Source organism: Irregularibacter muris (assembly GCF_024622505.1).
GTDB lineage: Bacteria > Bacillota > Clostridia > Eubacteriales > Garciellaceae > Irregularibacter > Irregularibacter muris.
This window is the reverse complement of record NZ_JANKAS010000001.1, coordinates 252308-275046: the sequence shown is the minus strand read 5'-3', so window position 1 is coordinate 275046 and position 22739 is coordinate 252308. Positions and strand designations below refer to the sequence as shown.

20 protein-coding genes, 1 other RNA gene and 1 pseudogene are annotated in these 22739 nt (G+C 34.5%); 1 reads left to right on the top strand and 21 read right to left on the bottom strand.

From position 1 onward, the window contains the following. Positions 1-39: 39 nt before the first annotated feature. From ftsH to NSA47_RS01330, 3 genes are all read right to left on the bottom strand, one after another. Positions 40-1860 carry an ATP-dependent zinc metalloprotease FtsH gene (gene ftsH, locus NSA47_RS01340; protein ID WP_257529041.1) on the bottom strand — a complete coding sequence of 607 codons (1821 nt, stop codon included), beginning with the start codon at positions 1858-1860 and terminating at the stop codon, positions 40-42. A 12-nt stretch (positions 1861-1872) separates the two neighbouring features. Beyond that, entirely contained in the window at positions 1873-2322 is a 450-nt protein-coding gene (locus NSA47_RS01335; RefSeq protein WP_257529040.1) for a MarR family winged helix-turn-helix transcriptional regulator, read from the bottom strand. A 150-nt stretch (positions 2323-2472) separates the two neighbouring features. Beyond that, positions 2473-3336, bottom strand: a complete 864-nt coding sequence (locus tag NSA47_RS01330; RefSeq protein WP_257529039.1) for a tRNA 2-thiocytidine biosynthesis TtcA family protein — start codon at positions 3334-3336, stop codon at positions 2473-2475. Positions 3337-3545: 209 nt separating this feature from the next. On the opposite strand from NSA47_RS01330, the gene NSA47_RS01325 reads away from it, so the two are divergent. Further along, positions 3546-4178 carry a YgjV family protein gene (locus NSA47_RS01325; RefSeq protein WP_257529038.1) on the top strand — a complete coding sequence of 211 codons (633 nt, stop codon included), beginning with the start codon at positions 3546-3548 and terminating at the stop codon, positions 4176-4178. Positions 4179-4275: 97 nt separating this feature from the next. Here NSA47_RS01325 and NSA47_RS01320 read toward each other — a convergent pair. The 18 genes and pseudogenes from NSA47_RS01320 to NSA47_RS01235 form a co-directional block, all read right to left on the bottom strand. Beyond that, positions 4276-4470, bottom strand: a pseudogene (locus tag NSA47_RS01320) (glutaredoxin family protein); the annotation flags it as partial. Between the two features lie 171 nt (positions 4471-4641). After that, complete coding sequence (locus NSA47_RS01315; protein WP_257529034.1) at positions 4642-4797, bottom strand: aspartyl-phosphate phosphatase Spo0E family protein; 156 nt, start codon at positions 4795-4797, stop codon at positions 4642-4644. A gap of 285 nt (positions 4798-5082) precedes the next feature. Next, on the bottom strand, positions 5083-5799 hold the full coding sequence (locus NSA47_RS01310; protein WP_257529033.1) for a hypothetical protein: 717 nt from the start codon (positions 5797-5799) through the stop codon (positions 5083-5085). A gap of 256 nt (positions 5800-6055) precedes the next feature. Further along, complete coding sequence (helD, locus tag NSA47_RS01305) at positions 6056-8299, bottom strand: RNA polymerase recycling motor HelD (RefSeq protein ID WP_257529032.1); 2244 nt, start codon at positions 8297-8299, stop codon at positions 6056-6058. Positions 8300-8689: 390 nt separating this feature from the next. Continuing rightward, positions 8690-9133: a hypothetical protein gene (locus NSA47_RS01300; protein WP_257529031.1), complete on the bottom strand. Its 444-nt coding sequence runs from the start codon at positions 9131-9133 to the stop codon at positions 8690-8692. Beyond that, positions 9120-9338, bottom strand: coding sequence for a helix-turn-helix transcriptional regulator (locus NSA47_RS01295; RefSeq protein WP_257529030.1), 219 nt, complete (start codon positions 9336-9338; stop codon positions 9120-9122). The genes NSA47_RS01300 and NSA47_RS01295 overlap by 14 nt, the downstream gene beginning before the upstream one ends. Before the next feature lie 342 nt (positions 9339-9680). Beyond that, positions 9681-10310: a pyridoxamine 5'-phosphate oxidase family protein gene (locus NSA47_RS01290; protein WP_257529029.1), complete on the bottom strand. Its 630-nt coding sequence runs from the start codon at positions 10308-10310 to the stop codon at positions 9681-9683. 292 nt (positions 10311-10602) lie between these two features. Continuing rightward, entirely contained in the window at positions 10603-11583 is a 981-nt protein-coding gene (locus tag NSA47_RS01285) for an MBL fold metallo-hydrolase (protein WP_257529028.1), read from the bottom strand. A 73-nt stretch (positions 11584-11656) separates the two neighbouring features. Then, positions 11657-12008, bottom strand: a transfer-messenger RNA (tmRNA) gene (ssrA, locus tag NSA47_RS01280). Positions 12009-12069: 61 nt separating this feature from the next. Beyond that, the gene (gene smpB, locus NSA47_RS01275; protein ID WP_257529027.1) at positions 12070-12537 is read right to left on the bottom strand and encodes an SsrA-binding protein SmpB; all 468 of its coding nucleotides are present in this window, start codon (positions 12535-12537) and stop codon (positions 12070-12072) included. A gap of 168 nt (positions 12538-12705) precedes the next feature. Continuing rightward, positions 12706-14847, bottom strand: a complete 2142-nt coding sequence (gene rnr / locus NSA47_RS01270) for a ribonuclease R (protein ID WP_257529026.1) — start codon at positions 14845-14847, stop codon at positions 12706-12708. 88 nt (positions 14848-14935) lie between these two features. Next, a complete protein-coding gene (locus NSA47_RS01265; protein ID WP_257529025.1) occupies positions 14936-15229 on the bottom strand; it encodes a DUF1294 domain-containing protein in 294 nt (97 codons plus the stop codon). 91 nt (positions 15230-15320) lie between these two features. Further along, complete coding sequence (locus tag NSA47_RS01260; protein ID WP_257529024.1) at positions 15321-17291, bottom strand: sodium-translocating pyrophosphatase; 1971 nt, start codon at positions 17289-17291, stop codon at positions 15321-15323. Between the two features lie 97 nt (positions 17292-17388). Further along, positions 17389-17619, bottom strand: a complete 231-nt coding sequence (secG, locus tag NSA47_RS01255; protein ID WP_257529023.1) for a preprotein translocase subunit SecG — start codon at positions 17617-17619, stop codon at positions 17389-17391. 142 nt (positions 17620-17761) lie between these two features. Next, positions 17762-19051 (bottom strand): phosphopyruvate hydratase, encoded by a 1290-nt coding sequence (gene eno / locus NSA47_RS01250; protein ID WP_257529022.1) that lies wholly within the window; start codon positions 19049-19051, stop codon positions 17762-17764. 74 nt (positions 19052-19125) lie between these two features. Further along, entirely contained in the window at positions 19126-20661 is a 1536-nt protein-coding gene (gene gpmI / locus NSA47_RS01245) for a 2,3-bisphosphoglycerate-independent phosphoglycerate mutase (RefSeq protein ID WP_257529021.1), read from the bottom strand. Between the two features lie 27 nt (positions 20662-20688). Further along, positions 20689-21435, bottom strand: a complete 747-nt coding sequence (gene tpiA, locus NSA47_RS01240; protein ID WP_257529020.1) for a triose-phosphate isomerase — start codon at positions 21433-21435, stop codon at positions 20689-20691. A gap of 17 nt (positions 21436-21452) precedes the next feature. After that, the gene (locus NSA47_RS01235) at positions 21453-22646 is read right to left on the bottom strand and encodes a phosphoglycerate kinase (RefSeq protein WP_257529019.1); all 1194 of its coding nucleotides are present in this window, start codon (positions 22644-22646) and stop codon (positions 21453-21455) included. Between the last annotated feature and the right edge of the window lie 93 nt (positions 22647-22739).

Sequence of the window (22739 nt, the reverse complement as noted above, 5' to 3'; positions counted from 1 at the left end):
TATAGGCTGTTCCCTTTAATCATCCTTCATATCCTATTTTTACTGATTAATAATCTCCATAAACTCTTCACCGGTAATGGTTTCTTTTTCTAATAGATATCTGGCTAGTTGATGCATTTTATCTTGATTTGATTTTAAGATATCTATGGCCTTTTCATGAGCTTTTTTAATAATTTCTAGTACCTCTTGATCAATTTTAGTAGCGGTTTCTGAAGAACATGCTAGGGAGGTATCTCCACCTAAATATTGATTGGTTACCGTTTCTAAAGCCATCATATCAAAGTTTTTACTCATTCCTAATCGAGTAACCATTGCCCGGGCAATCTTTGTGGCTTGTTCAATGTCATTGGAAGCACCCGATGTGGAAGTACCAAATATTAATTCCTCTGCTGCACGACCACCAGTAAGGGTAGCAATCTTATTAAAGGCTTGTTCCTTACTCATTAGGGTGTTTTCTCCTTCTTCCACCTGCATAGTATAGCCTAAAGCTCCAGAAGTACGAGGTATAATGGTAATCTTGTGAACGGGGGCAGAGTCTGTTTGCTTTGCTGCAACTAAAGCATGTCCTATTTCATGATAGGCTATGATTTCTTTTTCCTTTGGCGAAATTACTTTGCCTTTACGTTGATATCCTGCAATAACAACTTCTACAGATTCTTCTAAATCCTCTTGGGATACTAAATTTCTTCTCTGCCTTACAGCCCGAAGTGCACCTTCATTAACAATATTGGCAAGATCTGCTCCTGATGCACCAGAAGTTGCCCGCGCAATGATATTAAAATCTATATCAGGTTTCATTTTTATATCCTTAGCATGGACTTTTAAGATGGCCTCCCTTCCTGCAAGATCAGGTAATTCTACAGGGATACGTCTATCAAAACGCCCTGGACGTAATAAAGCCTTATCTAGTGACTCAGGGCGGTTAGTGGCCGCCAAAATAACAACTCCTTTTTTCCCATCAAACCCATCCATTTCAGTAAGAAGTTGGTTTAAGGTTTGTTCTCTTTCATCATTGCCCCCAAAGCCTGCATTGTCACGTTTTTTCCCTATGGTATCAATCTCATCAATAAAAACGATACAAGGGGCTTTTTCGTTAGCCTGTTTAAATAAATCTCTGACCTTGGCAGCACCCATTCCCACAAACATCTCTACAAATTCAGAACCAGAAATGGAAAAGAAGGGTACATTGGCTTCACCGGCAACTGCACGGGCTAATAAAGTTTTTCCTGTACCAGGGGGTCCTACAAGTAATGCTCCTTTAGGCAGTATGGCTCCTATTTCGGTATACTTTTCAGGACTATGCAAAAAGTCTACAATTTCTGTTAAGGCTTCTTTTGCCTCGTCTTGCCCTGCTACATCCTTAAAGGTTTTTCCTGTTTCGGCTTGTACATATATTTTGGCATTGCTCTTTCCAAAGGTCATGGCATTTCCACCGCCAAGCATACGCTTTTGCATTTGTTTTATCAGGAGCTGTCCCAATCCTATGAATATGGCTGGCAATAGTATCCATGACAAAATAAAGTTCGTTAAAGGAGAGTTTTCCTTTGGAATGACCTTAGAAAATTTCACTCCCTCTGCATATAATTTATTGACCAACTCCGGATCTTCCATTAACCCAGTGATATAAATTTGTTCTGTTTTATCCTTGTTCTTTACGGTAAAACCAATCTTATCTTTCTCAATCTCTACTTCACTTACTTTTCCTTCTTCTACCTGTTTTAAAAATGTTCCATAATCAACTTCTTTAACTTGCTGTTGTAAAAAGGTAGGTACTATTAGTGTATTAAAAAATATAATAACCAATAAAGCTATAGCATAGGAAAAGATTATAGATTTCTTGGGATGTTTTTGCTCTTTCATCTTGGTCACCTCTCATTGATTTAGCTTCTTCATTTCCTCTAAAATGGATGTCAATTGTTTTAATCCATAAATAATAGCTTCAAAATCATCTTGATTTTTTGTTTCTAAAATTGGTTGGTATTTTCCCTGCAATTCTCTGTCTATATTTGAAATGGTACTTTCCCCTAACTGAGTAAGAACCAACTTTACCCTACGTTCATCCTTTTCACTACGAATCCTTTGTAAAAACCCCATTTTTTCTAATTTTTTACACATGGAGGAGGCATTTCCGCTTGTTAATCCAAAAGTGTTTCCTAAAGTACCCACAGTATGTTCCTCATCCTGATTGATTTCAATCAGAATGCGGGTCTGCATAATGGTTAGTCCATAATGCTCTCCAATAGGACGAAAAACAGACTCCATGTTTTCATTTACACAGCGAAGTAGATCCCATATTTCATTTTTAAATTTTACTACTTTCATTCCTATCATCCCTTCAAATATCTATAAAGAATATTATCTATACTATATAGATAATATTCTTTATAGTATCTTTTGTCAAGATAGGATAATTGTCGATAAAAAAATATGCCTAGAAGATTCTTGTGAGAAAATCTTCTAGGCATTGATATTTTATTCATAGAAATCTAGATAGGAATGTTTTTCACCATCTTTTTTCCATCCCAATATAGCGTCCATATTGACATTCCTTGCAGCGTTAAAAATGGATTTATCCACATCTTTAATATTTATCTTTAAATCCTCTATTAGTTTTTTTATTTCATATCTTTTATTGCCTGTTCTCTTAGCAGCTACCATGCATGCACAATTAAGGGGCCAAATACCATTGTTTTGTGTAAATTTTTCTATATAAGTCTCCTCCATAAAGTAAAGAGGTCTGATTAATTCAAGTCCCTCAAAGTTTGTGGATTTTAATTTAGGTAACATAGTTTTAACATTACCAGTATAAAGGATATTAAGTAGAGTAGTCTCTATGACATCATTAAAATGATGACCAAGAGCCAACTTATTGCATCCTAGTTCTTGCGCTTTATTATACAAGGCTCCCCTTCTCATCTTGGCACACATAAAGCAAGGATAATCCTTAGCAATATCATTGATAATTCCAAAAATACCGGATTCAAAAATCTTTATAGGGATATTCAAGTAGTCGCAATTATCGATTAGCAGCTTTTTTATGTCTGGATGATAACCTGGATCCATGACAATAAATTCCAACTCAAAATTAGCTTGATGATTGTGTTTTTTTAATTCTTGAAATAATTTAGCCATTAGCATACTATCTTTCCCTCCTGAAATAGCAACGGCTATTTTATCTCCCTCTTCAACTAAATTATATTCTTTTAAAGCTTTGGTAAACTTTGACCAAATATGCTTTCTATATTTTTTTATAATACTTTTTTCAATCTCCTCAAGGGGTTTTCTTTCACTAAAGGGGACTAGCACTTCACACCCTTCTCCTGTTATATCCTTCATTTTTATCACCTCATCTATCTGATGGTTTATATCATTAATCTGGATCAGTCTACAGTCTACAACCTACAACTCTTTTACTGTATCAAACTTTTCAGAAGGGATCAATATTTTTATAGCCAAGGATTTATGAATAATTTGACTATTTAGACCCTATTGATTTACAATTGTCATATAATGGTACAAAAATAAAAATTTGGAGGAGATGTATAATGACTATAAATTGGCTAGAATGGATAGGGTACTTAGCTTCTTTTTTGGTTTTAGTATCTTTATTGATGACTTCTATAATAAGACTAAGATGGATAAACTTAATAGGTTCCGGACTTTTTTCTTTATACGGCTTTCTCATTGGATCCTTTCCAGTAGCAATAATGAATTTTTTCACTGTCTGTATTAATATATATTATCTCCGAAGGATCTATTTTACCAGGGAAGATTTTAAAATCCTTCCTCTAGAGGACAACCGCCAGTATTATCATTATTTTTTAGATTTTTATAAAATAGATATTGAGAAATATACAAACCAGAAATTTGTTCAGACAGATAAATTTGATGTCAGTTTTTTTACTTTGCGGAATATGATCCCAACAGGGATTTTTTTAGGAACTCGCTATAATGAAACGACCCTAGAAGTAGCCTTAGATTTTGTTATACCAGAATATAGAGATTTAAAGATAGGTGCCTATATTTATACAAATATGAAAGATTATTTTCTTCATGAAGGCTACTCTGAATTAATAAGCTTTTCGACAAATAAAGAGCATGATAAATATTTTGTCAAAATGGGTTTTGAAGAATCCATAGAAGAGGGAAAAACTTGTTTTAAAAAGACTCTTCTATAGCATAAAAAGGCTTCACTGATTTCAGCATGAACTGCTATGACTACAGGTTTTTTATCAAATAAAAAGATCAGAAACTTTTCTGATCTTTTTATTTCTATTATTGGTTTTGTATTGATAATATTACGTCTATTTCATCGGGGTTGTATCCTACTAATATATTTCCATTAATATCTATTACCGGCACATCTCTTTGCCCAGATTTTTGTACCATTTCTAAAGCAGCATCCTGATCCTTGGATAAGTCCTTTTCCTGAAAAGTAATATTTTTTTGGTTTAGGTAATCCTTTACCTTGTGGGCCCATGGTCAAGTAGGTGTAGTATATACTACAATATTATTCATGACTATTCCTCCCATAGATTTTTTGTTTTGACTGCTTCTTTTTATTATTTGTCTTTTCCATAGGATTTAATCATCAATACTTTTTCTATATTCTACAACAAAAAAAGAGCCGTCTATAGCTCTCTAATTATATTTAGTGTAGTATTCTTTTATCAGCTTATCCAATTCTTGACTTACATGAACAATCATGTCCTTAGTCAAAGCCACTTCATTACTTACCATTTTATTTAATATATGTCGTTTATCCTCAATAGCAATTATCAAATTTTTATCGCCCATTTTGATCCTCTCCTTATATCCTTACCCTCTTCTTGCCTAGTTTATTAATTTACACCAACGCTATTGATTATATTATTAAAGAAATAGAAAATCAAGGAAATTAATCAAAGTATTGTATGTGATTGTTTAACAAAATTACCAGAGTTATATTGTATATTATTAACAACATAAATTAATCATAGGATTTATTCCCTAAAGGTCATCAAATTAAGAAAAATAAAAGAGCGATATCCTAAAATTAATTAAGATATTTTTACATTAGTGGTAAATATTAGTTATTGTTAACTAGTTTATTTTATTGAATAAATCCCACTCTGTTAGCATGCCAAGAAGTTTACCCTGGCTGGTTCCGTCAGAAGTAATAAATAGGGCCACTAATTTATGATTATCTTTATTTTTCTGTTTGAAATGTTTTTCTGCATCATAAACATTTAAGAATTTATTCACAAAATAGTATTCTTCTTTTCGTTGTCCATCTAATTTCGTAAATTCAACAAAATCATTCATCATGGTATTCTCAGAGATCAAACATTTTTCTGTACTTGCTAAATAATATACCAGTACATTTCCATTAAATACTCCTATAACATTCTCACCCTCTAAAATAGGCACTCTAGATATCAGTAATTTCTCCATAGATTGCATAATATCCACGGCTAGGCTATTGGGTGAAGCCACAAGCATTTTTGATCTATGGGTACATAGATCAAAAACAGTTAGAGGATTTTTAAATCTGTTTAGAATCATTTGATATTTTTCAACCACTTCTGGCAGTGGAACTGCTATTGGATCTGCGGTTTCAGAAATGGTGTCATGAATTATACAATTTCTTAATCTAGCATATTGTTTTAGTGTATCTATATTTCTAGAGATTAGATCATTTTTGTTCGCTAATATATTCAATGCTTTCATATGGGACATTCGTGTGTCTGCGTTTAATTTCTTTCTCATCTCTCTATCTAGTTCATTATATATCCTAATGAATTCATCTACTCTATTCACGACATTTTCTCTCCCATCCTAGGTAAAGAAGTTTTCACTTCTTAAACTTTTTCTCCTCAATAATTTCATTTTGCTATGATTATTTTATCAAAATTAGGTTTATCTGTCGAAAAAGTTTTAGGGAAATTTATAGATATTTCCACCGAATAGGGGAACTAGCCCAGCTAAAGCAAAAATATTGAAAACCCCACCTTATGAAAGGTGGGGTCTTAAAATTCAATGAATCCTTTGGTTTTACTCCATTGGTTTTAATTTGCTAACTTTCCTCCAGCAATGGTGTAATCTTGCCCGAATAGTATATGCATAAAACATGAAGGGCTCTTGTACAAGCAGTATAAAGCAGCAGTCTGTCCTCTTCGCAGCAGTAGTTTTCATTCCCTGCATTATAAATAAGTACTACATCAAACTCTAATCCTTTAGCAAGATAGGATGGAATTACAAGGGTATCACTTACATATTCATCGTCATCCCTCATTATAGCTTTAACATGGATTTTATCTTTTAACGACCTATATACCTCCTCTGCTTCCTTTGCCGTTCTTGTTATAATTCCAATAGATTTGTATCCTTTCTCCTTGTATAATTTTATGTCCTCAATAATTCTTTCTTTGATATTTCCTTCTGTGGAGAACCCAAGGATTAATGGCTCCTCTCCACTTCTTTCTACATATTCATCTGAAATTTTCTTGTTAAGCAACTTCCTTGAAAACTGAGTAATTTCCATTGTAGATCTATAGCTTTTGGTTAGATTAATTATCAAAGTATTATTTTCGGGGAATATTTGGGATATACTATGATAATTTCCTAAGTTCATAAAGGGATTTATAGATTGGTTAAGATCACCCAGTATAGTTATATCTGCATGCTGAAAAAGCTGATAAAAAATTTCATACTGTAAAGGTGTATAGTCCTGAGCCTCATCAATAATAACATATTTTATTTCTGATGTTTTAGGAAGATCTCCTAGGGCTCCTTTCAGATACAAAAGTGGAGGTTGTTCCTCATAATTAAGCCTTCCAGCATTCAGATTATCCAAAGTATAGCTTTTTATTTTATCCATTTTCTTATAGTATTCGGTATTTGAATCTTCAATAAAAAATTCTAATTTCTCAAAAAGTTTTTTATACATATCTACTAAATCAAACTCTGTCATCCTACTGATTTCATGATATATATTTTCCATTTCATTTTTTATCATAGATTTACTGCGTTCCATAATTTCTACTTGATCTACATAAGATCCGGAGTCCTCAAGTTCACTAGCAAGTTCTTCGATCATCTGTTTTTCATATGGCTCTAAAAGGAATAAAATTCTTGCTCTTATCTTTTGCAGCCTTCTTTTCAGGGGAAGTTGTCTATAATCTTTTAAAAATAGCGCTTGTAAATCTTTAGAGGATAGGACTAACCTATCTCTAACTATAATATCTTTAAAGTTTTTGTCCATTTTTTCAATATAGGCTACATATTGTTTTAATACATCGATAAACTCCATAGAAGACTTATATTTTATATTCTCTATTCTGCTTTGATAAGCTAAATTTCCTTTTGAAGTCAGAATATATTCCATCATTGCGCAGTAGTCTTCCTTTATAAGCTCACTCCCTAAGACCTTATGCATATAGTCCTTAAATGTTGTCTGATTCATATTGTCTTCACCAAGCTGGGGCAATACATTAGAAATATAATCATTGAAAATTTCATTCGGTGAGAATATTACTATATTTTTAGATGTTATTTTATCCCGATGCTTATATAAAAGATAGGCAATTCTATGAAGGGCGATAGAGGTTTTCCCGCTTCCTGCAGGCCCTTGAACAATTAGATTTTTATATTTTTCATTACGAATTACTTTATTCTGCTCTCTTTGAATGGTTGTTATTATTGTTTTCATCTTATTATTGTCTGTACTCTTACCTAAGATATCTTGAAGGATTTCATCGTCTATCTTAAGATTGCTGTCAAACATATACTCAAGTTTTCCATTATTAATTTTGTATTGTCTTTTCAGCGTAAGTTTTCCATCAATAATCCCATCAGGGCATATATAATTTGCTTCTCCAATTTCATAATCATAAAACATACTACAAACCGGTGCACGCCAATCATATACAAGGAAATCATAATGATCATTTATTAGATTTGAGATTCCAATATAATACTTCTCAGCTCTTGATTCTCCATTTTCAAGAAAATCCATTCTTCCGAAATAGGGTGATAAAAGCATTTTTTCGTATTTTTCCTGAAGTTTTCTTGTAAACTCATAACTTCTTTTCTGGGTTTTAATCATATCGGTGAAGGTCATAAACTCTGCAATCTGATCAAGTCCATTACTTATAGAAAGCGCGCCTACATTTTGCCACATTTCCTTTTGGGTTTCAATGGTATCTTGTTTAAATTTTTCTTTCATATTACGTTTTTCATCAAACTGTTTTTTTATTTCTTTAAGTACATCCCGAAGCCTTTCATTCTCCACATCCCATTCAACGTCGTTCTTATGCATAATTTCCCTCCTCAATGAACAATTTATTAATATTTTTCTAAAATCTATTGACATTGACTTTTTAAACATATATAATATAATTAGGATAGTATTATATGTTAATATTCAAAAAGTGACAATGTATTTATATTATCACTTTTGTTTTACTATGTCAAAAAGACATTTGTTCTTAAACAAATGTCTTTTTTTAAATATAGAAAAGCTCCTCTTGTTTACTAGAATCTTTTCTATATTCTTAAAACAGCCCTAGCCGCTTTTTTGCAATATAAGATTGGATATCACTTTTGAATATTTTTCTTATTTTCAACATTATGAATAACTTCATCTACATATTTCGTCTTCTTATTTGTCTTCCTCATGATTTTAGATATCCTAGATAATGGGTAAATATTATTGATATTTTTTCATCAGAATCCGATATATAATAATACCAATAATGTACATAAAAATCCAAAGAATAAAAAGATAAAGAACAAGCATCTTTGTATCTAGTATTCCCAATGAACCCATAATTGAAAAAATGACAATCGAAAGGGCAATCACTAAGAATGTAATAATATATGCAATCCGTCCTGATCGATTTCTCAAACTTTCTTTGAATTCATCTTTGAGATTGATCTGTTCTTCTTCTAGTCTTGCTTCATAGACAGCTTTTCGTTTTGGTGATGTCCAGTAGAAATACCTCCAAATCAAATATAGGCCATTTATTAGTCCTCCACCTGAAAACCCAAATAATAAACTACCAAGTGAATTTACAGTATTTAATGCAAGCCCCAAACACACGGCTCCCAATGCCATATAGAGCAATCCAATGTACAAGTTATTTTTTTTCATTTTTTTTACCTCCTTTATTGGGAAAGAAGATTTCCTCGATTTTTAATCCAAAAAAATCTGATATTGTAAAAGCTAAATCTAGTGAAGGATTATATTTTCCGTTTTCTATCGCACTGATGGTCTGCCTGGATACTTTAAGTGCCTTAGAAAGTTCTTCTTGGTTCAATCCCTTATCTTTTCTTAATTTTTCAACTAGATTGTTCAAGTTTTTCCATCTCCTTTAGTCAAGTTTCCTTTACATATATAGTACCATTTTCAATTATTCTTTGTCAAGTTTCCTTTACAAATTTAATCTTAAAAAAACAGCAACATTTATCATTGCTGTTTTTTTAAGATTAAATTATAGATCAAAAAAATACTAATATTTGCATTTTTATGCAAATAAATAATTCTCATTTGGCTAAGATTTTCCATTAATGCTTTGTTTTACCTACAAAATTTATCAAAAATGAATTTGATTAATTGTTTTTTTAATGTCCCGTATCTTTTGTATTTTTGTATAGTAAATGCTTTCCAAGCCTGCTCCTTGTTTTTCTTCCGCTTTAGTTTAATAGAGTCGCTTTGTATAGCTGTCCTCCAGAATATCCATAACATCTTGGTTTGGAATTTTCGAGTGGTCAGATAAGATTTCTGATGCCGAAGGTAATGTTTTTTTATCTGGCCAGAAACTTGGTTGCCATAGATTGGAACGTTTGAAAGCTTTAGCACAATGGATGAAACATTCTTCGACTTCTACTCCTATACCTAAAAGTGGTTTCTTGCCTTTAAATTTCATTTTTTCAAGTAGTTCTTCATCTTTGACTATAGCTGCCTTTCCATTCACTCTCAGAGTTTCTTCCATACCGGGAATTATGAAAAGAAGGCCTATTCTGGGGTTTGATAAGATATTACGCATAGAATCAATTTTTTTATTTCCAGGTCTTTCAGGTATAATTAAATGTTTTTCATCTAAGACAAGAACAAACCCTGGGTTATCCCCCTTTGGAGATGAATCGCAATAACCAGCATCGTCTGCTGTTGAAATAACCAAAAACGGTGATTTGGAAATAAAATTTACACAATGTTCATCTAAATATGTAATAACCTTATTTCTTATTAATTGGCTAGGAAATCCTATAATGCTCCGAAGTTCTTCTTCGGTTTCGATTGTTTGGTTAAATCCTTGACTTGATCCCATTAACATCACTCCTCTTCTTTTCATTATATTATCAAAGTTATGATTATCTGTCGAAGAAATTTTGCAAGATTTTATAGGCATTACCACTGAATAAATAAATCCCTTGATTTTAGTCCAATGATTTTAATTTGTTGGCATTAACCCATTTTTGCTAAAAGCATATAAGCCAATTTAGAAAGATTGGCTTATATATATTGGTGATATGCCCCTTAAAGGAGTGGGCTATCCCCATATACTCCATGGTTTCTAAAGGTATTAAATAATAGATTGTTGATACGGTATTTGCCCTGCTCTACACTACATAATACAAATACTTCCCATCAACCAGCTCTGCTTTTATCTTGCCGCTTGTAATAAGATATTCAAGGTGAGATTCTGCCTCATTGACGGCAAAAAACTTTTGAACTATGGGGAAATCGTTCCAATTCTTAGATCGAATTGACCACTTCATCTTTGAAGCAACCTCATAGGCTGTAATGCCAGGCGTTATCAAAACTGCATTATAGGCCTCCTCTAGTCTTTTCCTATGGTGCTGAATAAGCTGTTCAATTCTCTCCCTATGATTCCCAATTGTGCTCCTATGAGCAGAAAATGTATGTTCTATGTTCATATCTTTAATTTTTTCTAGACTTTCAATATACTTCCCAAGTGGATTTTCAAAGTTATTCCAAGTTCCTATATTTGGGGAAATGTCAAACAATATATGATCTCCGCTAAAAAGCAACTTTTCATTTTCTTCATAAAGACACATATGCCCAGGAGTATGACCTGGAGTGATAATGGATCTTAACGTATAGTTTCCCAAATCAATAGTAAAATTATCTACTATAGTTTCGTACTTTATTTCTCTCGGTGGAAGATATGCTGTTAGAGGGTTGTATTTACTGTTTTGTTCAAATTCTTCCATTGAAAAGCCGCTTCCTTTAAACTTATTCAGCATATAATTCCAATAATGATTATTTAAGAATTCATCAAGATATTTTTTATCTATATCACTGATATAGATTTTTGAATTTTTCGATGCTATCCTATAGCTAAGACCTATATGGTCTGAATGAATATGTGTTAAGAATATGTCTGTTGAGTTCATATCCACCTTTAATTTCTTAAGACCTTCCTTCATTGCCTGATAACATACTTCTGAATTAAATCCTGTATCCACTAAAAGGTTTCTTTCTTCTCCTTTAATATAGTAGCTGTTTAAATTTTTAAGTGGATTGTTAGGTAATGGGATTTTTATAACATATATATTCTTTAAAATTTCTTCTATCATGATTTCTCCTTCCAAATCAAAAAAACCGTATCAGATATCTCTAATACGATCTATGTATTTACATTATAATATATGGTGGAGGCGAGGGGAGTCGAACCCCTGTCCGAAAGCACATTCCCCAAAGTTTCTCCGAGTGCAGTCAGTTTTTTAAGATTCGCCTCACCTAACTCCAACTGACAGGATTTAGGCTACGCTAGCTTCATCTATTCTACTTATTCTCAAAGCTTTGAATAAGCAGGTCCCCGCTAAGTCGGCGCTCTAACCAATCATGCGGGAATGATTGGTAGAACGTTAGCTGAATTAAGCAGCTAAAGCTAAATTATCGTTTTTAGCGTTTACTTTAAGTTTCCAGGTTTTTTAGTGGCCCCGGAGTCCACTACTCGCTACTTTGGCTTCAACACCCCCGTCGAAACCAGTACGCCCCCATATTTAATTTTCTTTCGAAGATACAGTATATCACTATTTTTTATTTTTGTCAATATCCTTCTAACTTTGATTTCGGTCTTTAAAAGCTCTTTCCATAGCTCTTTGAGCATCTTTTTTAGCTAAATCTTCTCTTTTATCATATAATTTTTTCCCCTTGGCCACAGCCAATTCCATCTTCACCAATCCTCTTTTTAAATATAATCTTAAAGGAATAAGTGCATACCCCTGTTGTTGAGTATATCCTATTAATTTTCTTATTTCTGATTTATGCAATAATAATTTTCTTACTCTTAGGGGATCTTTATTGTTAATATTGCCTTGTTCATAAGGACTGATGTGCATTTGATGCACTTGCACTTCTGCATTCTTGATAGAAGCATAGCTTTCCTTTAGGTTTACCCTTCCCTGTCTAATGGACTTTACTTCAGTTCCTGATAGGGATATTCCTGCCTCATATGTTTCCTCTATAAAGTAATCATGTCTAGCTTTTTTATTATTGGCTATAACTTTTATACTATCCTTTGCCATATGGTCACCTTCTTTTCAACAAGAAAGCGGTTAGCACCGCTTTAGTGAAATAGAATAGTTTGGTCTTAAAAGAGCAATACCAACATTTCTATTTCATACAAAACCCTATTTGTACTACAACAAATAGGGTTTTGTCATACTTTTATTATAGCATTAAAGTGAGAATTGTCAATTGGTGGAATTTTCATTCTCTATTAATACAAAGTCTATTTGACGTTGAATAATATCTACTCCTACAACCTTAATCTTCACTTCATCTCCTAATTTATAGCTTTTTTTGGTTCTTTCTCCAACAAACTGATAGTGTTCTTCATCATATTGATAATAATCATCATCCATTGAGCTAACTCGGACTAAACCCTCTACAGTATTCTCTAGCTCTACAAATACTCCAAAGGAAGTAACCCCAGATATGATCCCTTCAAATTCTTCACCAATATGGCCTTTCATATATTCTGCTTTCTTTAAATCATCTGTTTCTCTCTCCGCTTCCTCGGCTACTCTTTCTCGAATAGAGGATTGTTGGGCTACTTCTGGAATTCTATTATTTAATTTCTTTATCCTACCCTCATCTAATTTTTGGAAAAGCATTTCACTAATAATACGGTGAATCATTAAGTCCGGATATCTTCTAATAGGCGAGGTAAAATGAGTATAGTAGGGTGCTGCTAATCCAAAATGTCCTAGATTATCAGAATGATACTTAGCTTGCTTCATAGTCCTTAGCATTATCTGACTAATAACACCTTCCTCTGGTTTGTCCTTTACCTTCTCTAATAATACCTGTAATTCTTTTGGATATACCTCATCTCCTATACGTATACGATAACCTAAATTGTGAGCAAATTCTTTAAAAGCTTTTAGCTTTTCTGGATCTGGGTCTTCATGAACTCTATAGACAAAGGGCATATTGGTCCAATGCATATGCTCTGCAATGGTCTCGTTACATACTAGCATAAATTCTTCTATGATTTTATTGGAAATTCTTCTTTCATAGGGTTCAATTTTGATTGGTTTGCCCTCATCGTCCAAAATAATTTTGGATTCTGGAATATCAAAGTCGATTGCCCCCCTGGCCATTCTTCTTTTATTTCTTAAAATTAGTGCTAGTTCCTCCATCAAACGAAATTCTTCCACAAGATGTTCATATTTTTTAATTAGCTCCTGATCCTCTTCTTCTAGGATTTTAGTAACTTCGGTATAGGTCATTCGTTCCATACTCTTAATGACTGACTTTACAATTTCTTGTTTTTCTACTTTTCCCTTACCATTGATCTCCATCATACAAGAAAGAGTCAAGCGATCCACCTTTGGGTGCAAGCTACATATTCCATTGGATAGTTTAGGTGGAAGCATGGGAATTACTCTATCTACTAAATATACACTCGTTCCTCTTTCTAAAGCTTCTCTATCCAAGGGTGAGTTTTCCCATACATAATGACTGACATCTGCAATGTGGACACCTAATAAATAATTACCATTTTCTAGTCTTTCTATAGAAATGGCATCATCTAAATCCTTAGCATCTTCACCATCAATGGTTACAATTTTTAGATTTCTGAAATCCCTACGTATAGCAATATCTTCTTCCCTCACCTCATCAGGTATTTTATTGGCTTGGTTTAATACCTCTTGAGGGAATTCCTCGGGTAAATCAAATTTGCGGATTATCGACAATATATCTGTACCCACATCGTGTTTATGTCCCAGTATTTCCACGATATGCCCCTCTGGATTTCGTCTGCTTTCAGGATATTCTGTAATCTCCACAACTACCTTATCTCCTGTTTGAGCGCCCATGGTATTGGATTTGGAAACGAAAATGTCCTGTTTTATTCTCTGGTCATCAGGGGTGACAAATCCAAAACTTCTACTATCCTCAAAGGTGCCCACTACCTTATCATTGCCCCTATGAATAATGCGTATAACTTCCCCTTCATTTCTTCTGCTATGTTCAGCCTTTTTAGTCAATCTTACTACAACTCTATCTTTATGCATGGCTCCATTTAGATCATCTGAAGATATAAAAACATCACCATCCACAGCTCCAACCTCTGTTAGCAAAAAAGCAAATCCTTTGGCATGGCCTTGGAGCTTACCCACTGCTAGATTCATTCTTTCGGGAACACCATATTTCTTTTTTTTGGTTTTAATAATATATCCTTCATTTTCTAATTCTGATAGTATTCTACTTAATTCCTTTTTTTCACTTTTTTCTCTTATCTCTAATGCCGAAAAAAGTTCTTCTTCCTTCATTGGATTATAGGCCTTTTCCCTCATAAATTCTAAAATTTTATCTTCAATATTCATTATTTTCACTTCCCCTTATAACCTTTATTTTTATTTTTTCTATTTTACTTGTTTTTATACTCCCTCTTTATAGATGTTTTTGTTTCTTCTACCATGAAAAAAATCCTGTGAGATAAAGTATGAAAAGTATATGTAAGAACAATAATATGGGGCTACCTAAATAAAATAATTTATGTTTTGTCTTATGTTGATAGAATTTCATACCTAGTAGTATACCACAAGCTCCCCCTAATAAAGCCATACTCATTAAGTGTCTTTCAGATATTCTCCACTGATGTTTTCTTGCTCTTCTTTTATCTATTCCCATTAACAAAAGGGAATAGACGTTTATTCCTAGATAATAAAAAAATATAATGTATTTATAGTCTTGTAAATATATCATTATATATACCCCTCTTACTTATTCTTATCACTCTTATATCATAAAAGCCAAAAAAGCATGGAAAAATATCCATGCTTTTTGAGATCTATATTTATAGAGACATAAATAATGGTGCAAATACTAAAGCGACAATAGTCATTAATTTAATTAATATATTAATGGATGGACCGGAAGTATCTTTAAAGGGGTCCCCTACAGTATCTCCTACAACTGCAGCCTTATGGGCTTCACTCCCTTTACCCCCATGGGCACCACCTTCAATATATTTTTTTGCATTATCCCATGCCCCACCGGAGTTAGACATTTGGATAGCAACTAATACACCCGTTACTAAAGCTCCTGCAAGAAGTCCACCCAAAGCGGCAGAGCCTAAGAAAAATCCTACTGCCAAGGGTGCAGCTACTGCCAATAGTCCTGGAATAACCATTTCTTTTAAAGCAGCACTTGTAGAAATGTCTACGCAAGTCGCATAGTCTGGTGTTGCCTTTCCTTCCATAATGCCTGGTATTTCTTTAAATTGTCTTCTTACTTCTTCTATCATTTGATTTGCTGCTTTACCAACAGCCTCCATGGTAAAAGCACTAAATAGATAGGGTAGCATACCCCCAATAAACATACCGGCAATTACTTTTGGATCTAAAACATTTATAGCCTTTAGTCCAACAGCTTCAGAATAGGATGCGAATAGGGCTAAGGCAGTTAAAGCAGCAGAACCAATTGCAAAACCCTTTCCAATAGCTGCAGTAGTATTTCCTACCGAGTCAAGTTTGTCTGTGATTTCACGCACAGAATCCGGCAATTCAGACATTTCAGCTATACCCCCTGCATTATCAGCAATTGGACCATAGGCATCTACAGCTATTGTGATACCAGCTGTAGAAAGCATTCCTACAGCAGCCAAGGCGATACCATATAAACCTGCAAAGTGATAAGCCACAAGAATACCTACTACAATAAAGATAATGGGAAGGGCGGTGGAATACATACCCACTGCAAGTCCACTAATAATAGTAGTCGCTGGACCTGTTTCTGATTGTTGTGCAATTTTTTTAACAGATTTGTATTGATCTGAAGTATATATTTCAGTTAATTGTCCAATGATAATCCCCACTGCTAGTCCTGAAACTATAGCAATAAAAGGATTTATATTTTTTAATAAATTTATGCTTAAAAAATATGCAGCAATAATTACGATAGCAGAACTTACATAGGTGCCCATTTTTAATGCTTTATGTGGATCAGAATTTTCATTTCCTTTTACAAAAAATGAACCGATAATAGAAGCAATTACACCTACTGCAGACAGCATGATGGGGAAGGTTATCCCATTGACTCCAAAGGCTAAGGCACCTAAAGTCATAGCGGAAATTATAGACCCAACATAGGATTCAAATAAATCCGCTCCCATGCCCGCAACGTCCCCAACATTATCCCCAACATTGTCAGCGATTACTGCAGGGTTTCTAGGATCATCCTCTGGAATACCTGCTTCTACCTTACCTACAAGGTCAGCTCCTACGTCAGCAGCTTTGGTATAAATACCACCGCCCACTCGGCCAAATAAGGCTATAGAAGACGCACCTAATCCAAAACCAGTAATAATGGTGGTGTCTTGGAAGATCATATATAGTGCACTTACCCCTAATATCCCTAGACCTACTACCGACATTCCCATTACAGCTCCTCCTGAAAATGCGATTTCTAAGGCTTTATTCATTCCAGTTCTTGCAGCGTTGGCAGTTCTTACATTAGCTCTAGTGGCAACTTGCATACCGATAAATCCTGCCGCCACAGAAAATAATGCTCCTATTAGAAAACTAACCGCAGTTTTCCAACCCAATCCAGGAGTAATTATCAACACAACAAATAATACGGCAACAAATAATGTTAATGCTTTATACTCCCTTGTAAGGAATGCCATTGCTCCTTCATGAATATATGTAGAAATTTCTTTCATTCTATCCGTTCCAATATCCATTTTCAAGATTTTCGCTGTTAAATAATAGGCAAAAATCAACGCAGCTACTCCTACAAGAGGAGCGATGATGATCATGTTGTCCATTTTTTCTTTTCTCCTCCTTTAAAATAACAGGCATAATATGCCCGTTTTTAAATGTTCACTATTAAATTATCCAAAAAGTTCGTTATTTCTATTGATTTTATTCGATAATAGTTAAAATTAAAGCGGATAGCATAAAAACGATTGCGGAAATGGTTGTTATGCGAGCTAAAATACCTTCATAGGATTTCGCTCTTTTTTTCCCAAATAAACTTTCAGCGCCCCCACCAATAGATCCAGATAAACCTGCACTTTTTCCTGGTTGTAATAATACACTTGCTATTAACACAAGACTTGTCAAAACCAATAATACAGTTAAAATAGTTGTCACCTTTACACCTCCCCTAATGGATAACATGGATATTTTACCACAGCATTGTATAAAAAACAACAAAAATAATAGAAAGGATATGAATCCTCTCTATTATTTACATAAATTAACTCTTTATTCTTTTTTTATTTTTCTAAACTCACTATTTCTTTAAATTGTAGAAGGATTGAATTCCGTTATATTCTGAGGAATCTCCTAGTTCTTCTTCTATTCTTAATAATTGATTGTATTTTGCTACTCGGTCTGTTCTAGAAGGTGCACCGGTTTTAATTTGTCCTGCATTCACAGCAACGACAAGATCCGCTATTGTAGTATCTTCTGTTTCGCCAGAGCGATGGGATATTACTGCAGTGTAACCAGCTCTTTCTGCCATTTTTATAGCATCTAAAGTTTCAGTTAATGTACCAATTTGATTTACCTTAATTAGGATTGAGTTTCCAACTCCCATCTCAATACCTCTAGATAATCTTTCGGTATTGGTCACAAATAAGTCATCTCCCACTAATTGGACTTTCTTTCCTAGGCGATCGGTTAATAACTTCCATCCCTCCCAATCTTCCTCTGCAAGACCATCTTCTATAGAAATAATGGGATACTTTTCGATCAATGCTTCATAATAATCTACCATTTCTTCAGCAGATTTAACAATGCCTTCTCCTTCTAAATGATATTTACCATCTTCTTTATATAATTCAGTCGCAGCAACGTCCATAGCGATAAAAATTTCTTTACCTGCTTCATATCCTGCTTCTTTAATGGCTTTCATAATTACCTCAATGGCTTCTTCATTAGAGGTTAAGTTGGGAGCAAAACCACCCTCATCCCCTACAGATGTATTTAAGCCTTTGCCCTTTAATACTTTTCTAAGATTGTGGAAAATTTCAGCACACATTCTCAAGGCTTCCTTAAAGTCTTCAGCCCCTACAGGCATGACCATAAATTCTTGAATGTCTACATTATTATCTGCATGTTCTCCACCATTTAGAATATTCATCATTGGAACGGGTAATGCCTTGGCATTAACACCTCCTAGGTATTGGTATAGAGATAATCCTAAGGCCTCAGCAGTAGCTTTAGCTACTGCAAGAGATACGCCTAAAATAGCATTGGCCCCTAATTTTCCCTTGTTTGCAGTACCATCTAAATCAATCATCAATTGATCAATACCCACTTGATCTATTGCATTTAAACCAATGACTTCTGGAGCAATTATACTATTGACATTATCAACTGCATTAGCTACCCCTTTACCTAAGTATCTGCTTTTATCCCCATCTCTTAATTCCACTGCTTCAAAGGCGCCTGTAGATGCTCCTGATGGAACAGCTGCCCTACCTATAAAACCACTTTCCAATTCTACTTCTACCTCTACTGTGGGGTTTCCTCTGGAATCTAAAATCTCTCTTGCATATACATCAACAATTGTCGTCATTATTTTTTCTCTCCTTTCTCTTTATCCTATCTATTTGTCTTATTAGAGAATAAATTCTCCTCTAATGGAAATATTTATTTTACTATCAAGGATTGACCGGACATTTCCTTAGGTTGTTCAATGTTCATAAGATCCAATAACGTAGGGGATATATCGGATAATTTCCCCTGCTTTAGGCTAAGTGCTCCGGCTCCCGCAATAATACATTTGACTAAGTTTGTAGTATGAGCCGTAAAAGGTTTCTGCGTCTGGTAATCAATCAGCTTTTCTGCATTGCCATGGTCTGCAGTGATGATTGCCCTACCTCCCTTTGCTAAAATAGCCTCTACTACCTTTTCAGTACATTCATTGACGGTTTCTACAGCTTTCACTGCTGCTTCAAAAATACCTGTGTGTCCTACCATATCGGCATTTGCATAATTCAATACCATAAAATCATATTTTTCAGATTGGACTGCCTCTAAAACCTCTTCTGTTACCTCATAGGCGCTCATTTCAGGTTGCAAATCATATGTAGCTACTTTAGGTGAGGCTACTAAAACCCTGTCCTCTCCTTCAAATTCCTTCTCAATACCACCATTAAAAAAATAAGTTACGTGGGCGTATTTTTCTGTCTCAGCAATTCTCAATTGTTTTAGTCCTTGCTTGCTAAGATATTCTCCCATCGTATTATCAATGGATTGGGGACTATAGGCCATAATGACATTTTCAAGGGTTTTGTCATATTGGGTCATAGTAACAAAGGTCAAAGGGAAGAATCCATTTTCTCTTATAAATCCATCAAACTCTTCATCCACCAAGGATCTAGTAATTTGCCTTGCTCTATCTGGTCTAAAATTTAAAAATATGATGGAGTCATTTTCTTGTATAGTGGCCACTGGCTGGTTCTCTTTAAGTATAACCGTAGGTAATACAAACTCATCACTGATCTGGTGATCATAGGAATTTTCTATGGCCTCAATTGCTGAAGAGGCTGTTTCTCCTTTTCCTGAGACCATAGCCTGATAGGCTAGTTGGATTCTTTCCCATCTTTTATCCCTATCCATAGCGTAATATCTTCCAGAAATGGTGGCTATCTCACCTATGCCTATTTCTTTTATTTTGTCCTCTAATTCCTGTAGGAAATTCCTAGCACTCTTTGGAGGAGTATCTCTTCCATCTAGAAAACAATGAATATAGACTTTCTGTATTCCCTGTTTCTTAGCCAACTCCATAAGAGCATATAAATGTGTATTATGGCTATGGACTCCTCCATCAGATACTAAACCCATAAGATGAAGGGAAGAGTTTTTGGTCTTTACATTTTCTATAGCTTTAGTAAAAGCAGGGTTTGAATAAAATCCACCTTCTACAATTTCCTTTGTTATACGAGTTAAATCTTGATAAATAATACGACCTGCCCCAAGATTTAAATGTCCCACTTCTGAATTACCCATTTGCCCTTCCGGTAATCCTACTGCCAATCCACTGGCCTGTAGAAAAGTATGGGGGAATTTCTCCCAAAGTCCATCTATGTATTGGGTATTTGCAGAATTTATAGCATTTCCTTGTTTGTTTTCTGTATATCCAAATCCATCTAATATGATTAGTGCAGTTATTGGTTTCTTCATTTTTCTCCTCCCCTCTTCTATCGCATTTTAGTATTTGATTAGAGCAGCAAAGTCTTCTGCCTTTAGGCTAGCGCCTCCTACTAGTGCTCCATCAATGTGGGGCTTTTGCATTAACTCTTTGATATTGGAGGGTTTAACACTTCCACCATACTGTATACGTACTTGCTCAGCTGTATTTTCATCTGCTATTTCTTGAACTTTCTCTCTAATCCAACCGCATACTTCATTAGCATCTTCACTGGAGGCTGTTTTACCCGTTCCGATAGCCCATATTGGTTCATAAGCAATAACTAAGCTGGCAATTTCCTCTCCTGACAATCCAGCCAAAGCTTTTTCTACTTGAACTGTCACTACCTCTTTTGCTAGATCTTTTTCTCTTTCTTCCAAGGTTTCCCCTACACATACTATGGGCACCAACTTGGTTTTTAACGCTTTAATTGTTTTCTTATTCACTGATTCATCGGTTTCATTATAATATTGTCTTCTTTCGGAATGTCCTATAATGACATAGTCTACTCCTAATTCCTTTAACATTTCAGCAGAGACTTCTCCTGTATAGGCTCCACTTTCTTCATAATGCATGTTTTGCGCACCTACACCTATAGGAGTATTCTTGGTTAAATTCTTTACTGTATCTAAAGCAAGATAACTAGGACATAAGACCACATCGACTTCTGGCTCTTCAATTAATGAAATTAATTTCTCCACTAAGTCTTTTGCCTCTTTTGAAGTTTTATTCATCTTCCAGTTTCCAGCTATAATTGGCTTTCTCATTATATCCACTTCCTTTATTATTTATCTTCTAATACTTCTATTCCAGGTAAGTTTTTGCCTTCCAATAATTCTAAAGATGCTCCACCACCGGTGGAAATATGAGTCATCTTATCCCCATATCCCAATTGTTTAACAGCTGCCGCCGAATCTCCGCCACCAATAATAGTCGTTGCGTCACTATCGGCTAAAGCTTCTGCAATAGCTCTAGTACCCTTTGCGAAAGCTGGCATTTCAAAGACCCCCATAGGGCCATTCCAAACAACAGTCTTGGCCTTTTCAATGGTCTTTTTAAATGCTTGTTGAGTTTCTTCCCCAATATCTAATCCCATATAATCTGCTGGAATTTGGTCTATAGAAACCGTTCTATGCTCTGCATCGGCTTTAAATTCCTTGGCAATGACTACATCCTTTGGCAATAATAACTCTACACTTTTTTCCCTCGCCTTATGTAATAATTCCTTGGCAAGACCAATTTTATCTTCCTCTAGTAAAGAAGTGCCCACTTCATATCCCTGAGCTTTGAGGAAAGTATATGCCATTCCTCCTCCAATAATGAGGGAATCTACTTTTTCTAAAAGATTATTAATTACGCCAATTTTATCGGATACCTTTGCGCCTCCAAGAATCGCTGCAAAGGGTCTTTCAGGGTTTTCAATAGCGCCACCCATAACTCGTAATTCTTTTTCAATTAATAGTCCACCATAAGCTGGCAAGAACTGGGTAATTCCCACTGTGGATGAATGGGCTCTATGGGCTGTTCCAAAAGCATCATTCACAAAAATTTCCCCTAGACTGGCTAGTTCCTGTGAAAAGTTTTCTCCATTTTTGGTTTCTTCTTTTCTATATCTAACATTTTGTAGTAAAATCACATCTCCATCTTTCATTTCTGCTGTGGCTTCTTTAGCGCTTTCTCCCACCACTATATCATCAGAGGCAAAGGTAACTTCCTTACCAAGGGCATCTGCTAAACCTTGAGCCACAGGCTCTAAACTATATTTAGGGTTAGCCTCTCCCTTTGGTCTTCCCAAGTGAGACATTAAAATAAGCTTTGCTCCCTGATCAATTAAATAATTGATGGTAGGTAATGCTGCAATAATTCTGGTATTATCGGATATATTGCCATTTTCATCTAAAGGTACATTAAAATCTACCCTCATGATTACCTTTTTACCTTTTACATCAATGTCCCTTACACTTTTTTTATTTAACATAGGTATTACCTCCTGTAAATCTTCAATTTTAGAAGAAAACGGTTAACACCGTCCTAGTAAAATAGGAAAGTTTGGTTCCTTGCCAGTACAACC